Origin of the sequence: Catenulispora sp. EB89 (genome assembly GCF_041261445.1) — a bacterium.
GTDB lineage: Bacteria > Actinomycetota > Actinomycetes > Streptomycetales > Catenulisporaceae > Catenulispora.
The window spans coordinates 60,220-73,009 of record NZ_JBGCCU010000033.1; the positions used below are offsets into that span (position 1 = coordinate 60,220).

Genomic DNA, 12,790 nt, shown 5'->3' on the forward strand with positions numbered 1-12,790 from the left:
CCGGCGGATGCGGCCTTCCGGTCCGTGCGACCCAGCGCGCCAACCCGCCGTAGACAGTGCCCGCCGACCGCCGCAGGCGCGCCTAGAACCCGGCCATCACCTCGCGCCCCTGCGGGATCGCCAGGTCCAGCAGGCCGGGGAACAGCTCGTCGAGATCGGTGCGGCGGAGGCGGTTCAGGCGGCGGGTGCCTTCGTCGCATTGGCGGATGACGCCGGCCTCGCGCAGGGTGCGGAAGTGGCCGCTTTGGGTGGACTTGCTGACCGGCAGCTGGAAGACGCCGCAGGCGAGTTCGCCGTCCGGCTCGACGTCGGCGAGGCGGGCGACGATCGCCAGGCGCATCGGGTCGCTCAGGGCCGCCATGACGGCGGTGAAGCGCAGCTCGGCGCGGGTGGGGTGGGTGAGTTCGGTGGCGGTGCGGCTGGCCATGCGGCCATTGTAGGACACCATGTTCAGGATTCCCGAACATCTGCTATGTTCGGGATCTCCGAACATGTTGCCTCGGGAGGACTCTCATGGCGCTCGATCGTCCTGGTGCGGTGCGTACCGCCGATGCCGTTGGTGCCGTTGGTGCCGCGCCGGATGTCGGCGGCGGTGCCCGCACGCTGTCGGTGGCGGGCAAGCGGATCCGTTTCTGGGGAACGGCGTACACGTTCCTCGTCCTGCTCACCGGCACGAACCTGCCGACACCGCTCTACAAGGGCTACGAGGCGCGCTTCGGTTTCTCGCCGCTGACCCTGACGCTGATCTTCACCGCCTATGTCGCGGTCCTGATTCCCTCGCTCCTGGTGGTCGGGCCGGCGGCGGACGCCGTGGGCTACCGCGTCATGCTGCTGCCGGCGCTGTTCGTCGCGGCGGGCGGGGCGCTGGTGTTCGCGCTCGCGTCCGGTACCGGGTGGCTGTTCGCGGGGCGCATCTTGCAGGGCGTCGCGATCGGGGCGGCGACCGGGCCGCTGACCGCGACGTTGACAGAGCTCGAACCCAACGGCGACCGGCGGAAGGCCGCGTTGATATCGACCGTCGCGACGGCCGGCGGCCTCGGATTCGGGCCGCTGCTGGCGGGATTCCTCGCGCAGTACGCGCCGGCGCCGCGGGTGTTGCCGTTCGCGGTGGAGATCGCGTTGCTGGTGCCGGCCGTCGTGGTGGTCCTGTCGCTCCCCGCGCACAGCGCCCGGACGCGCTGGCGCCCGCGACGCCCGGAGATCCCGGCGGCGCTGCGTGCGGAGTTCGCGACGAGCGGGACGGCGTGCTTCGCGGCGTTCGCGGTGGTGGGCCTGTTCCTCACGCTGATCCCGACCTACGTCGCGACGCTGTCCGGCAGCAAGAACCTGCTCCTCGGCGGCGCGGCGGTGGCGCTGATGCTGGCCTGCTCGGCGACGGCGCAGGTGCTCGGCTACGGCCGTTCGGCGCGCGGGCTGGAGATCGCGGGGCTGCCGCTGCTGGCCGCGGGGCTGGTCGCGCTCGCGATCGCGGGAAGCGCGTCATCGCTGGCGCTGCTGATCGGCGCGACGGTGGTCGCCGGCCTCGGGCAGGGCCTGACCTTCCTCGGCGGGCTGACCGCGATCAACAGCGCGGCACCCGCGGACCGCCGGGCCGACGTGCTGTCGAGCTTCTTCGTGATCCTGTACCTGGGGGTCGGCGTACCGGTGGTGGGCGTCGGGTTCGTGGCGACGCGGGTGGGGCTGCTGACGGCGGTGCAGTACTTCGCATGGGGCGCCGCGGTGCTGTGCGTGGCGGTGTTGGCGGCGCTCGTGCGGATGGCGCGGAAGGTTACGGTTGATCTCACGTAAGACCTCTCGGGAAAGGACGGCGTCCATGGCCGGGCTGCTGGAGTCTGATCTGCCGATCGTGGCGGCGCCGATGGCGGGCGGTCCGACCACGGTCACGCTGGCCGAGGCGGTGCTCAAAACCGGGGCGTTCCCGTTCCTGGCCGGGGGCTACAAGACGGCCGACGCGCTGGCGGCAGAAATGCGGCAGGTCCGGGAGTTCGGCGGGGCGTTCGGTGTGAACCTGTTCGTGCCGGGCCCCGGGGCCGTCGACGAGGCCGCGTTCCGCGCCTACGCCGCCGAGGTGGCACCGGAGGCGGCGCGGCTCGGGGCCGACGTGAATCCCGTCCCGGTCCTCGACGACGATGACGCGTGGTCCGACAAGCTGGCGCTGTTGCTCGCCGAGCCGGTGTCGGTGGTGTCGCTGACGTTCGCGTTGCCGGACGCCCGGGACATCGCGGCGTTGCGCCGTGCCGGGAGCCGGGTGCTGGCGACGGTGACGACCGCGGCGGAGGCCCGGGCCGCCCGCGACGCGGGGGTCGACGGGCTCGTGGTCCAGGCGCCGGCGGCCGGTGGGCACAGCGGCACGTACGACCCGCTGCGCGCCCTGACCTCGGTGAGCGCGCCGGATCTGGTGCGCGAGGTCCTGGCGGCGGTGGAACTGCCGGTCGTGGCCGGCGGTGGCGTGGCCGGCGGCGAGGATGTACGTGCCCTGTTTCAGGCCGGCGCCGAGGCGGTCGCGGTCGGGACGCTGCTGCTGCGCACCACCGAGTCGGGGGCCTCGCAGACCCACAAGGACGCGCTCGCGAACCCGGCCTTCACCGAGACCACGATCACCCACGCCTTCACCGGACGCCCGGCACGCGGCCTGCGCAACGCCTTCATCGACCGCCACGAGGCCACGGCGCCCCACGGCTACCCGGCGATCCACCACCTGACCCGGCCGCTGCGTCAGGCTGCTGCGAAGGCCGGGGATCCGGACCGGCTGCACCTGTGGGCCGGCACCGGGTTCCGGGCCGCACGGGAAGGGTCGGCGGGTGAAGTGATTCGGGGGCTGGCCGAAACCTTGTAGCCGTCAGCGGCCTGGCATGGCCAGGCATTTTTGCCACAAGACTCAGCATTTTGAGAGACGCCCGGAACCCGCTGCGATCGGACACTCACTTCGCGTGCACCATCCCGCGCGCCCCCGACCCCGATCGTGCCGGAGGCCCCGTGAGTTCCCTCACCGTGTCCGAGACCCCCGCTTCCCCGCCCGCGCCCCAGACCTCGCTGTTCGTCAACGGCTGGTTCCCGCGCCACCGCGCCCTGTGCTTCCTCGTCGGAGCGCTGGGCGGCTTCCTGTTGTCCTACTTGTGGTCGGCGTCGTTGGCGGACGAGACCATCGGCTTCAACTCCGCCGACGCCATGCTCGGCCACTCTGCCTCCACCGCCCCGATCGGCAGCATCGCCTCCGGCATCGTCTTCGCCTTCGTCTCCGGCCTGGCCGGGTCGTTCACCGCGTGCAACGTGGCAGTGTTCGGGGCGGTGGGGCCGCTGGTGGGACGCGCGGAGGGCCGGCGGACCAAGTTCCTGCAGACGCTGCGGCCGGTGGGGTGGCTGACCGTCGGCATGGTGCCGGTGTCGGCGCTCTACGGGGCCATCGTCGGCGTCGTCGGGACGCGGATGCCGCAGTACTCGAACGCGAGCGGGCACGGGATCACGCCGCGGACCGCGCAGTCGATGATCGCCTTCGGGGTGGTCGGGGCGGTCATGATCGTCATGGGGCTGGCCGCGCTCGGCGTCGTCAGGGATCCGCTGGCGCGGGTGTCGCGGCGCTTCCCGAACGCCCCGCTGATCCTGATGGGAGTGCTGATCGGCGGGTTCCTGATCGGGCGGCCGTATCCGTTGTTCCACAAGATGTTCCAGCACGCGGCGAACACCCACAACCCGCTCTACGGCGCCGTCGCCTTCACGCTCCAGTCCATCGGCAACATCATCGTGATGGCGACGCTGTTCCTGCTGCTGTCCTACGGCCTGGGCGGACGCGTCCAGCGCTACCTGGCCGCGAACCCGACGCGAGCCAGTGTCCTGACGGCGACCACGTTCCTGATCGCCGGCTTCTTCACGGTGCTGTACTGGGACGTGCGGGTGCTGCACCGTTTGAACTACCTGTGGTTCCCGACGCCGCCGTGGACGTGACGGACCCGGTGGCTTAGGCGTTCACGACGGCGGCCGCAGCTGTCGCGGCCGTCGTGGCAGTGGCGGCGGTCGTCGCAGCGGCGGCCGTGGGCACGACCGCACGCCGGCGGCTCAGCGAGCGGTAGATCATCGCCGCCGCGTAGACGACGGTGGCGACCGCGGTGATCGAGAAGCTCGGCGGCATGCGCGGGACGAAGTAGGCCAGCGTCAGGCCGGCCCACATCTCCCCCACCGCCAGCGCGATCGCCAGGCCCAGCCCGCGGAACGGCCGGTCGGTGAGCACCAGCGCGGCGCCGGCCGGGGCCGCGACCAGGCCGAGCAGCAGCAGCGCGCCGACGGCCTGGGTGGCCTCGGCGGTGGCCGCGCCGACCAGGGCCAGGAACAGGAATCCCAGGACCCTGACAGGCACGCCGCGGGCCGCGGCCACGGCCTCGTCCAGCGTCGCGAACAGCAGCGGGCGGGCGATGACCAGCAGGACCGCGACCACGCCGACGCCGATCCACAGCGCGGTCTGCGCCTGGCTCGACGACAGCCCGAGGATCGAGCCGAACAGCACGTTGATCGTCGCCGAGCCGTTGCCGGAACCGGAGCGGTCGGTGGTGTACATCGTCAGGAAGAAGACGCCGAGGCCGAGGATCCAGGCGAAGACGTTGCCGATCACCACGTCGTCGGCGCGGCCGCGGCGGCCCAGGGCGCCCAGCAGCAGGGCCACGGCGATCGTCGCGGCGAACAGGCCGATCCGCAGGTCGACGCCGAAGGCCAGGGCAGCCAGGGCGCCGGTGAACGCGACGTGCGACAGGGCGTCGCCGGTGAAGACCTGCGCGCGCAGCACGAGGAAGAACCCGACCGCGCCGCAGGCGGCCGCGATGCCGGTGCCGCCGAGCAGCGCGTAGATCATGAAGGGATGGCTGAACATGCTCATGAGGCCCCCAGGACTTCCACGACGTGGCGGCGGCCGGTCCCGCGCCAGCGCGTGACGAAGCCGTAGACGTTCGCCAGCAGGTAGCACCCGAACGCGAACGTCGTGATCCAGAACCCGATCGGGTACGGCGAAAAGTACGCCGCGCCGAGGCCGAACCAGGTCACGAGCAGCCCGAAGACCACGGACAGGAGCAGGCTCAGCGCGGGGCGTGCGGTGATCCGCTGCGCGGTGGCGGCGGGCATCACCAGGAGTGCGAAGACCAGCAGCGAGCCGGTGATCTGCGAGACCTCGGCGGTGGTGGCGCCGAGCAGGACCAGGAACAGCACGCCCAGGGCCCGGGTCGGGACGCCGCGGGCGGCGGCGACGGCGGGGTCGACGGAGGCGAACAGCAGCGGGCGTCCGATCAGGGCCATCGCGGCCAGGACCACGACGGCGACCACCGCGAGGACCGCGATGTCGCCGGGGGTGACGCCGAGGAAGCTGCCGAACAGCAGGGAGTTGACGCCGTTGAGGAAGCCCTTGTACAGGGCCACGAACAGCATCCCGCAGGCCAGGGTGAAGGACTGGACGATGCCGGTCAGCGCGGACTCCTCGGCCAGGCCGCCCTTGCCGTTGCGGGCCAGGGCCGCGATCACGGCGCCGGCGCCGACGCAGAAGCCGAAGTAGCCCCAGGAGGCGCTGACGCCGAGGAAGACGGCCGCCGCCGCGCCGGGGAAGCCGGCGAGGGCGACGGTGTGGCCGGCGAAGGTCTGGCGGCGCAGGACCATGAACCAGCCGACGACGGCGGCCAGGATGGCGACGATGGTGCCCGCCCGGTAGGCGTTGACCATCGAGTCGAGCTGCCACATCTGGGTGATGTCGGTGATCGGGTTCCAGGAGAGGCCTGCGTCAGCGGACATCGTCGGCCCCCGATCGGGGGGCGGGGGTGGCCGGGGTGGGCGGTGCCGGGGTGGCGGTGCCGGTGCCGGTGCTGGTGCTGGTGCTGGTGGCGACGCCGACGCCGGTGCTGGTGCTGGTGCTGGTGGCGACGCCGACGCCGGTGCTGGTGCTGGTGCTGGTGCCGTGGCCGGTGGTGGCGCCCGGGCCGATGACGCGGCGCACGCCGACGCGCGGGTCGTGCCCGGCGTGCGGGTCGTGCCCGTGCCGGTCGGAGTGCAGGGCCGGGGCCTCGGGGCCGCCGACCACGACCAGCCGGCCGTCGGAGGCGCGCAGCACCTCGACCGGGGTGCGGAACAGGTTCGAGAGGGTCTCGGTGGTGATGACCTCCTCCGGGGTGCCGGAGGCGGCGCCGCCGTCGGCCAGGTACACGACCCGGTCGAGATAGGGCAGGATCGGGTTCACGTCGTGGGCGACCATCACGACCGCGACGTCCTCGGACCGGGATATGCGTCCGATCAGGGCCGCGACCGCCGCCTGGTTCGGCAGGTCCAGGGAGTCCAGCGGCTCGTCGAGGACCAGCAGTCGGGGCCGGCGGACCAGCGCCTGGGCGATCAGCAGGCGCTGCTGCTCGCCGCCGGAGCACTCGCCGATCGGACGGTGCGCGTAGGCCGAGGCGCCGACCAGGTCGATGACCTCGCGGACGCGTTCCTGCTCGGCGCGGCGGCGGGCGCCGAAGCGGCGGGTGCCCGGGAGCGGGACGCCCCAGCGGTCGCCGTCCAGGCCGAGGCGGACGACGTCGACGCCGCGGATGCGGAGCGAGGCGTCGAAGGAGCGGCGCTGCGGGAGGTAGCCGATCTGCGCGCCGGCCGCGCCGGGGCGCTGGCCCAGGACGCGGACCTCGCCGGCGGCCGCGGGCAGGACGCCGAGCAGGACTTTGATGAGGGTGGACTTGCCGACGCCGTTGGGGCCCAGGACGGCGACGAACTCGCCGCAGTCGACGGTGAGGTCGACGCCGCCCCAGAGCGTGCGGCCGCCGACGGCGGCGGAGGCGCCGCGGAGTTCGACGACTGCGACGGGGGTGTCGCCGGCGTTGCAGAGCTGGGGTTCCGGGGGCGCGATGTTGTTGCCGGTCGCGATGTCCTCGCCGGTCGCGGCCTTGTTGCCGGTCGCAAGGTTCCCGCCGGTCGCGGTGCTCTCGCGGGGCGCGATGTTCTCGCCCTCGAATGCTGCGGCGACCGCTTCAGAATTCGTATCCGTATCCGTACTCACTGCTTCCACCGCATCCATCGCCGTCGTCGTCTCCGCCGCTTCTTGCCGTTCCTACCGGCCCGTCGCCTGTGCCAGCGCCGCCTTCAGCCCTTGCAATTCCCCGACCATCCAGTCCTGGAAGGTAGCGGACGCCGGCGCGAGGGTTTCCGTCACGGTGGTCACCGGGATGCCGGCGGCCTTGGCCTCGGCGACCTGAGCGGCGATGTCCGGCGTGGAGTTCTGGGAGTTGTAGACGTAGACCTTGATCTGCTTGCCCTTGATCTGGCCGTCGATGGCGGTCTTGTCGGCGACGGAGGGATCGGTGCCCTCGGAGATGTCCTTGAGGAAGGAGTAGGGCGTGAGCATCTTCAGACCGAGCGTGTCGGCCAGCGGCGAGACGATGGACTCCGAGGCGCCGATCGGGACGCCGGCGTACGTGGTCTTGATGTCGGACTCGAGCTGGTTGTAGGTGGCCAGCGTGGTGGTCTCGAAGGTCTGCTTCTGGGTGTCGAAGTAGGCGGCGTCGGCCGGATCCAGCTTCTTGTACTCGGCGACGATCGCGTCGATGACCTTGTAGACGCTGTCGTGGGAGTACCACTGGTGCGGGTTGTCGCCGTCCTTGAGGCCGACGACGTCACCGACGGTCAGCACCGCGCGTCCCGAGGCGGGGTTGGCCTTGACCAGGCCGGGGGCCCAGGAGGTGTCATAGCCGATGCCGTTCTGGATGAACAGCTGCGCACCGGAGATGAGCTTGGCGTCGTTGGGGGTCGCCTCGTAGGAGTGCGGGTCGGTGTCGGGGTTGGTGATGATCGACGTCTCGGTGACGTGCGCCCCACCGAGCTGCAACGCGACCGAGCCCCAGAAGTTCTCCGCGGCCACGACCGCGATCTTCGCCGACGACCCGACGGCCCCGGCAGGCTGGCTCGCGGGAGCCGCCGACTTGGTCGAGCACCCGGCGGTCAGCGCCGCCGCCGCGCCGATGGCCAGCACACCCCCGGTGACGCGCTTCAGGCTCTTGGTGGTGTTCTTGGTCATGGTGAGCCCCCCTCCTTGATGATGAAAACCGTTTTCAAGTCCCGATAAGGGAAGCATATGAAAATCGTTTCCAGTTGGCAAGGTCACGGTGGGTGGCGAAGAGACCACGGGGACGGCGCGCAGGGCGCGGTCGGGCCGGTCCGTCGGCGGGCTCCTCTAAAGTTCGGCGGATGAGTGATGAGCGTGCGAATCTCCTCCGCTACCTGCGCATTCAGCGTGAGCATGTGCTCGGGGCGCTGGAGGGGTTGGACGAGGAGGCTCTGCGGCGGCCTGTTCTGCCTTCGGGGTGGACGTGTCTGGCGTTGGTGAGTCACCTGACCTACGACGACGAGCGCTTCTGGTTCCGTGGGGTCATCGAGCGGGATCCGGAGGTCATCGCTGCGGTGGAGCGGCGGGAGCCCAATGGGTGGCAGCGGCTTGATCCCGGGGTGGCGGCCGGGGAGGTCTTCGCGCGGTATCGGGCGGAGGCCGCGTTGGCCGATGACGTGTTGGCCGAGTGCGATCTCGATGCCGCTCCCGCGTGGTGGCCTGAGTACGTGTTCGGCGAGTGGCGGTTGGATTCGGTGCGGCAGATCGTCCTGCACCACATCACCGAGACCGCGACGCATGCCGGGCATCTGGATGTGGTGCGGGAGTTGATCGACGGCGCGCAGTGGATCGTTCAGGACTGAGTCGGCTGGAGCAGGCGCCGCCGCTCCACCAGCGTCCAGAGCGTCGTTGTCGCGACGTAGAGACTGCTGGCCAGCGGGAGCACGAAGGCCCCGAGGACCGTGAAGTACGGCAACAGGGCCATCAGCTTCGTGACGCCGGCTGTCGGCGCGCCGGCGGTAGGTGTACCGGCGGTAGGCATGCCGAAAGCCGCGGCGTCGCCCGCAGTGCTCTGCCGCATCCGGCGCGAGGACCACGTGGCGAGCGCCGCCAGCGCGGCGAGCAGGACCGTGAAGACCGCGACGTGGCCGAGGACGGCCGGTGAGCCGGCGGCGCTGAACGCGTCGCGGAAGTGCGAGCCGAGGCCGACGCCGAACAGCTGGTCGGTGAGCAGCCGGTTGTGGTGCCCGCCGATCGTCGGCGACACGAACAGCCGGTACACCACGAAGAACACCGGGATCTGCACCAGTCCGAGGCCGATCCCCGGCACCAGCTTCACGCCGTTGGCCCGGTACAGCTCGACGGTCTCGCGCTGGGCCCGCAGCGGGTCGTGCTTGTACGTGCGCTGGAGCTTCTGCACGGCCGGGGCCAGCGCGGCCCGGCCCTTCTGCGAGGCCAGCTGTGCGTTCATCTGCGCGCGGTTCAACGGATGCAGGCACAGGCGGACCGCAGCGGTGAACATGACGATCGCCACCGCCGGTCCCAGGCCGCCGAGGACGGGGACGAGCATGACCGACAGGCCGGTGACGGCGTGGTAGGCGGCGACGATGGCAGGCGTGAACAACGAGTAGAACGGCATGGAGGACGAACCCTTCGGGACATCTTGCGGATGAATGAGATCAGCGAGATGGACCGTGCGGCCGGTGCGAAGAACAACCGGTCAGACGGTCACAGGGTTCATTCCTGGCGCTCGTGGATGAGGCTTGCCGGCGGCGTCGGGATCGCGTTGCGGCAGGAACGCGGTGTCCCGCAGCGAGGAACGCGCGGCCGCGGCGGTCTGCGCGGCCATCGTCGTACCGGCCATCAGCACCGCGAGCACGCTGCCCCGCAACGCGGCGGCGAGCAGCGTCAGGGCGGTCGCCGACGCGACGAGCACGGCCGTGTTCTGGCCGCCGAGCAGCACCAGGAGCGTGACGAACGCGGCGAGCAGGCTCGCGGCGGTCGCTCCTCGATGCGTCACAGAGCTCAGGGTACAACTGCGAGCGCGACTACGGATCGTTCGATGTGGCGCACCCCAAGATCAAGCCGTCTGCGGCTCGGGCACCCCCTCCAGCTCCTCCACCGTCGCGGTGACCATCGCCAACACCTCGTCCTGAGTAGGTGCCGCAGCGCGGTTCACCCAGCGCAGCGTGGAGACGATCGTGTCGAACAGGAACACGATCCCGCGCACGACCGGATCCTCGACGTCGTCCCCGGCCACCACCGAGAACGTCACCAGCCCCCACACCCCCGGGCGCTCCGGATGCGGCAGGTAGTACGACACCCGCACCGCCGCCGTCTGCCTGCCGTACATCTCCTGCCGGATCACCGCCGAGATCCGGGCCGCGGTGGAGCCGCCGACGTCCAGGCAGGTGCCGTCCGGCCCGGCGTCGTCCAGGATCGAGGCCAGCAGCTGCTCGGGGTCCTGCGGATCCTGGTCCTCCAGGATCGTCAGCAGCAGCGAGCCCGGGATCCGGGTCCCGTTGAACTCCCGCAGCGGCAGCACCACCCAGCGCGCGCCCTGGCGGCCGGCCTCGTCGGTCGCGGCGGTGAGCTGCTTGCGCAGTTCGCGGCGCCAGGGTTCGGCGCTGTCGCGGGGCAGGGTGGACGGCAGGGCGCGCGCGACGATGCGGTCGACGGCCCATTTCCGGACGCGCTCGGTGTCGGGGGCGGTGGGCAGCACGGCCCAGCCGGCCGGCAGTACCAGTTCGACGTCGATCATCGGGCTGCGCCTTCCGGAATCGCGGTCGGAGTCGGTGTGCTCATCGGCTTCGGGTTCTCGGCGATCTGCTGCATCAGCCCCTCCACGCCCGGACCGATCAGCGCAAGCAGTTGCAGGTCCATCACGCGCGTGGTCAGGAGCACGTCGACGCGCGCCGCCGGCCGATCCCCGGCGGCCGGCCAGTCCAGGCGCATCGCGGCGTCGAGGCGGCCGTAGGCGAGGCGGTCGGGAGTGCGCTGGACGCTGAGCACGCGCAGTCCGTCGCCGTACGGCGTGGTGACGTACTCGATCTGCCGGTCGGTGACGTCGTCGGGACCGGCCTCGGCACCGGATCCCGCGCCGACCAGCTCCATCAGGTAGATCGGGTCGTCGGCGACCGGGGCCCGGTACTCGACCACCACCGGCACCGGGGACCAGCGCGGCCAGCCCTGGACGAAGGCGGTGCCCCAGGCCATGCGCTGCCAGTCCGGGAGGGTGGCGGCGCGGTCGGTGAGCCAGCGCGCGATGCCGCGGCCGACGTTCTCGGCGGTGAAGGGGTAGTCCTCCGGCAGGCCGCCTTCGGCGATCCAGCTCGCGCGGAATCTCTCGTCCCAGCCGTCGCGGGTCCATTCGTCGAACATCGTGACCAGGCGGTCGGCCCAGGCCCGCCGTTGGTCTTCTGAAGCGTCCGGTTCGGGGACGCCGCCCCAGAACCAGGGCACTGTGATCTCGGCAGTCTCGTCGTCCACTGTCACGGCCGTCGCCTCCTCACGGGTTCACTGCGGGGATCAGGCCGGATTCCCGGCCGCCGGTGTAGGAGATCCCGATGCCCAGGCCGAACAGCCCGTTGAAGCCGCCCCAGACGTACCAGGCCGGATTCATCTTGCCGCCGACGGCGCCCAGCACCCCGGACAGCCCCTTGTAGCCGCTCCAGCCGCCGAGCACGCCGGCCCAGTCGGCGATGGACTTCAGCGGGTTGGTGCCCAGGCCCTTCCACATGTTCCAGGCGTCGCCGATCTGCTTGCCGGCCGAGCCCCAGAAGCCGATCTCGGGCTGGGAGCCCATCATGCTGCCGAACCGGCCCCAGTCGCCGGGCAGCTTCCCCAGCTGGCCGCCGAGCCAGCCCAGGGCCTTGTTGGTGACCGGGTTGTTGTACCAGTCGGACATGTGGGACCACTTGGAGGCCGCGTTGCTCACCGGGTCGATGAGGAACTGGTCGTTCATGGTCGACGGCGCCGGTCCGATGGGGCGCAGCGGGATGTGGTTCAACGACCCGCCGAAGGTGTTGTCGGCGAAGCCAAGCTGCGGGGCGCCGGGCCGGCCGGTGATCCCGGACAGCGCCTTGGCGTCGGAGGCCAGGCCCTTCGCGAGCTGGGAGGCGCCGACCCCGATGAATCCCAGCCCCAGCCCGATCGCGCCGAAGACCACGTCCAGCACGCTGCCTTTGCCGTCCGCGTACAGGATCGAGTTGACGATCAACGACGCGGCGCCGACCACCACCCCGGCCAGCACCACCACGTCCAGTCCCGGGATCAGCAGCGCGATCGCGCCGAGGGCCATGCCGATGTAGCCGAGGATCTTGCTGAACCAGCCAAGGATCTCGTCCATCTTGTCTTTCCAGGTATCGCTGAGCCCGTCGTTGTAGTTCTTGCTGTTGACGGCGTCGCCGAACCGTTTGCCGGCCGTGTTCAGGTCGTCCAGCGCGGTGTTCAGCCGGTTCTTGGCGGCGGTCAGGGCGTCGTTGGCCTGGTTCTCGGCGTTGGTCTTGTCAGTGCCCTTCTTCTGCTCCTCCGGCGTGGTGGTGCCGTCGGAGGCCTTCTGCGGGTCCGGCATGGAGCTGGCCTGTTTCTGATCGCCGACGGCGGTCTTCGCGTCGTTCAGCGCCCCGGCGGTCTCGTCCAGGCCGGTCTGCAGCGGCGTCTCGTAGATCTTGATCTGGTCGGCGACGTCGTGGTAGCGGACGCCGGCCTTCTGCAGCTTGTCGTGCAGATCGCCGGCGGTCTTGCGCAGGCCGTCGATGTACTGGCCGACGAGTCCTTCGGCGTTGTCGTCCATCACCTTCTGCAGGCGGGACACGGCGTCGTCGATGGTGGCGGCGACGTTCTGGTAGTGCGTCTGGGCCTCGGCCACCGCGTCCGGGTCGGCGTAGACCGGGTCGGAGTCCAGGCCCAGGGCGTCCCAGCCGTCGAGGTTGCGGATGCTCACGATTCCTCCTG

At 71.1% G+C, this 12,790-nt stretch carries 14 protein-coding genes; 4 read left to right on the forward strand and 10 right to left on the reverse strand.

Annotated features, from left to right (window positions below):
- Positions 1–82 precede the first annotated feature (82 nt).
- Entirely contained in the window at positions 83–427 is a 345-nt protein-coding gene (locus ABH920_RS43640; RefSeq protein ID WP_370355224.1) for an ArsR/SmtB family transcription factor, read from the reverse strand.
- 86 nt (positions 428–513) lie between these two features.
- Here ABH920_RS43640 and ABH920_RS43645 point away from each other — a divergent pair, with 86 nt between their 5' ends.
- From ABH920_RS43645 to ABH920_RS43655, 3 genes are all read left to right on the forward strand, one after another.
- A complete protein-coding gene (locus ABH920_RS43645; protein ID WP_370355225.1) occupies positions 514–1,788 on the forward strand; it encodes an MFS transporter in 1,275 nt (424 codons plus the stop codon).
- A gap of 25 nt (positions 1,789–1,813) precedes the next feature.
- Positions 1,814–2,836 carry a nitronate monooxygenase gene (locus ABH920_RS43650; RefSeq protein WP_370355226.1) on the forward strand — a complete coding sequence of 341 codons (1,023 nt, stop codon included), beginning with the start codon at positions 1,814–1,816 and terminating at the stop codon, positions 2,834–2,836.
- Positions 2,837–2,976: 140 nt separating this feature from the next.
- A complete protein-coding gene (locus ABH920_RS43655; protein ID WP_370355227.1) occupies positions 2,977–3,942 on the forward strand; it encodes a hypothetical protein in 966 nt (321 codons plus the stop codon).
- Between the two features lie 13 nt (positions 3,943–3,955).
- Here ABH920_RS43655 and ABH920_RS43660 read toward each other — a convergent pair whose 3' ends face one another.
- Genes ABH920_RS43660 through ABH920_RS43675 form a run of 4 tightly spaced genes read right to left on the reverse strand, consistent with a single transcriptional unit; the run spans position 3,956 to position 8,026 of the window.
- Positions 3,956–4,864: a metal ABC transporter permease gene (locus tag ABH920_RS43660; protein ID WP_370355228.1), complete on the reverse strand. Its 909-nt coding sequence runs from the start codon at positions 4,862–4,864 to the stop codon at positions 3,956–3,958.
- Positions 4,861–5,763 (reverse strand): metal ABC transporter permease, encoded by a 903-nt coding sequence (locus tag ABH920_RS43665; RefSeq protein ID WP_370355229.1) that lies wholly within the window; start codon positions 5,761–5,763, stop codon positions 4,861–4,863. The genes ABH920_RS43660 and ABH920_RS43665 overlap by 4 nt, the downstream gene beginning before the upstream one ends.
- Positions 5,753–7,012 carry a metal ABC transporter ATP-binding protein gene (locus ABH920_RS43670; RefSeq protein WP_370355230.1) on the reverse strand — a complete coding sequence of 420 codons (1,260 nt, stop codon included), beginning with the start codon at positions 7,010–7,012 and terminating at the stop codon, positions 5,753–5,755. The genes ABH920_RS43665 and ABH920_RS43670 overlap by 11 nt, the downstream gene beginning before the upstream one ends.
- Before the next feature lie 51 nt (positions 7,013–7,063).
- Positions 7,064–8,026 (reverse strand): metal ABC transporter solute-binding protein, Zn/Mn family, encoded by a 963-nt coding sequence (locus tag ABH920_RS43675; RefSeq protein WP_370355231.1) that lies wholly within the window; start codon positions 8,024–8,026, stop codon positions 7,064–7,066.
- Positions 8,027–8,196: 170 nt separating this feature from the next.
- Here ABH920_RS43675 and ABH920_RS43680 point away from each other — a divergent pair, with 170 nt between their 5' ends.
- Positions 8,197–8,697, forward strand: a complete 501-nt coding sequence (locus tag ABH920_RS43680; RefSeq protein WP_370355232.1) for a DinB family protein — start codon at positions 8,197–8,199, stop codon at positions 8,695–8,697.
- On the opposite strand, the gene ABH920_RS43685 is transcribed toward ABH920_RS43680, so the two are convergent.
- From ABH920_RS43685 to ABH920_RS43705, 5 genes are all read right to left on the reverse strand, one after another.
- Positions 8,688–9,473 (reverse strand): YidC/Oxa1 family membrane protein insertase, encoded by a 786-nt coding sequence (locus ABH920_RS43685; protein WP_370355233.1) that lies wholly within the window; start codon positions 9,471–9,473, stop codon positions 8,688–8,690. The genes ABH920_RS43680 and ABH920_RS43685 overlap by 10 nt on opposite strands.
- Positions 9,474–9,554: 81 nt before the next feature.
- Entirely contained in the window at positions 9,555–9,854 is a 300-nt protein-coding gene (locus ABH920_RS43690; RefSeq protein WP_370355234.1) for a DUF6412 domain-containing protein, read from the reverse strand.
- A gap of 60 nt (positions 9,855–9,914) precedes the next feature.
- Positions 9,915–10,595: a hypothetical protein gene (locus ABH920_RS43695; protein WP_370355235.1), complete on the reverse strand. Its 681-nt coding sequence runs from the start codon at positions 10,593–10,595 to the stop codon at positions 9,915–9,917.
- Positions 10,592–11,329 carry a hypothetical protein gene (locus tag ABH920_RS43700; protein ID WP_370355236.1) on the reverse strand — a complete coding sequence of 246 codons (738 nt, stop codon included), beginning with the start codon at positions 11,327–11,329 and terminating at the stop codon, positions 10,592–10,594. Before ABH920_RS43700 ends, ABH920_RS43695 begins: the two co-directional genes overlap by 4 nt.
- 13 nt (positions 11,330–11,342) lie before the next feature.
- The gene (locus ABH920_RS43705; RefSeq protein ID WP_370355237.1) at positions 11,343–12,779 is read right to left on the reverse strand and encodes a WXG100 family type VII secretion target; all 1,437 of its coding nucleotides are present in this window, start codon (positions 12,777–12,779) and stop codon (positions 11,343–11,345) included.
- Positions 12,780–12,790: the final 11 nt, after the last annotated feature.

What these genes read in the sequence shown, in the direction of transcription:
- ABH920_RS43640 (WP_370355224.1), bottom strand. Translation starts at nt 427, where the DNA reads ATGGCCAGCCGCACCGCCACCGAACTCACCCACCCCACCCGCGCCGAG.
- ABH920_RS43645 (WP_370355225.1), top strand. Translation starts at nt 514, where the DNA reads ATGGCGCTCGATCGTCCTGGTGCGGTGCGTACCGCCGATGCCGTTGGT.
- ABH920_RS43650 (WP_370355226.1), top strand. Translation starts at nt 1,814, where the DNA reads ATGGCCGGGCTGCTGGAGTCTGATCTGCCGATCGTGGCGGCGCCGATG.
- ABH920_RS43660 (WP_370355228.1), bottom strand. Translation starts at nt 4,864, where the DNA reads ATGAGCATGTTCAGCCATCCCTTCATGATCTACGCGCTGCTCGGCGGC.
- ABH920_RS43665 (WP_370355229.1), bottom strand. Translation starts at nt 5,763, where the DNA reads ATGTCCGCTGACGCAGGCCTCTCCTGGAACCCGATCACCGACATCACC.
- ABH920_RS43675 (WP_370355231.1), bottom strand. Translation starts at nt 8,026, where the DNA reads ATGACCAAGAACACCACCAAGAGCCTGAAGCGCGTCACCGGGGGTGTG.
- ABH920_RS43680 (WP_370355232.1), top strand. Translation starts at nt 8,197, where the DNA reads ATGAGTGATGAGCGTGCGAATCTCCTCCGCTACCTGCGCATTCAGCGT.
- ABH920_RS43685 (WP_370355233.1), bottom strand. Translation starts at nt 9,473, where the DNA reads ATGCCGTTCTACTCGTTGTTCACGCCTGCCATCGTCGCCGCCTACCAC.
- ABH920_RS43695 (WP_370355235.1), bottom strand. Translation starts at nt 10,595, where the DNA reads ATGATCGACGTCGAACTGGTACTGCCGGCCGGCTGGGCCGTGCTGCCC.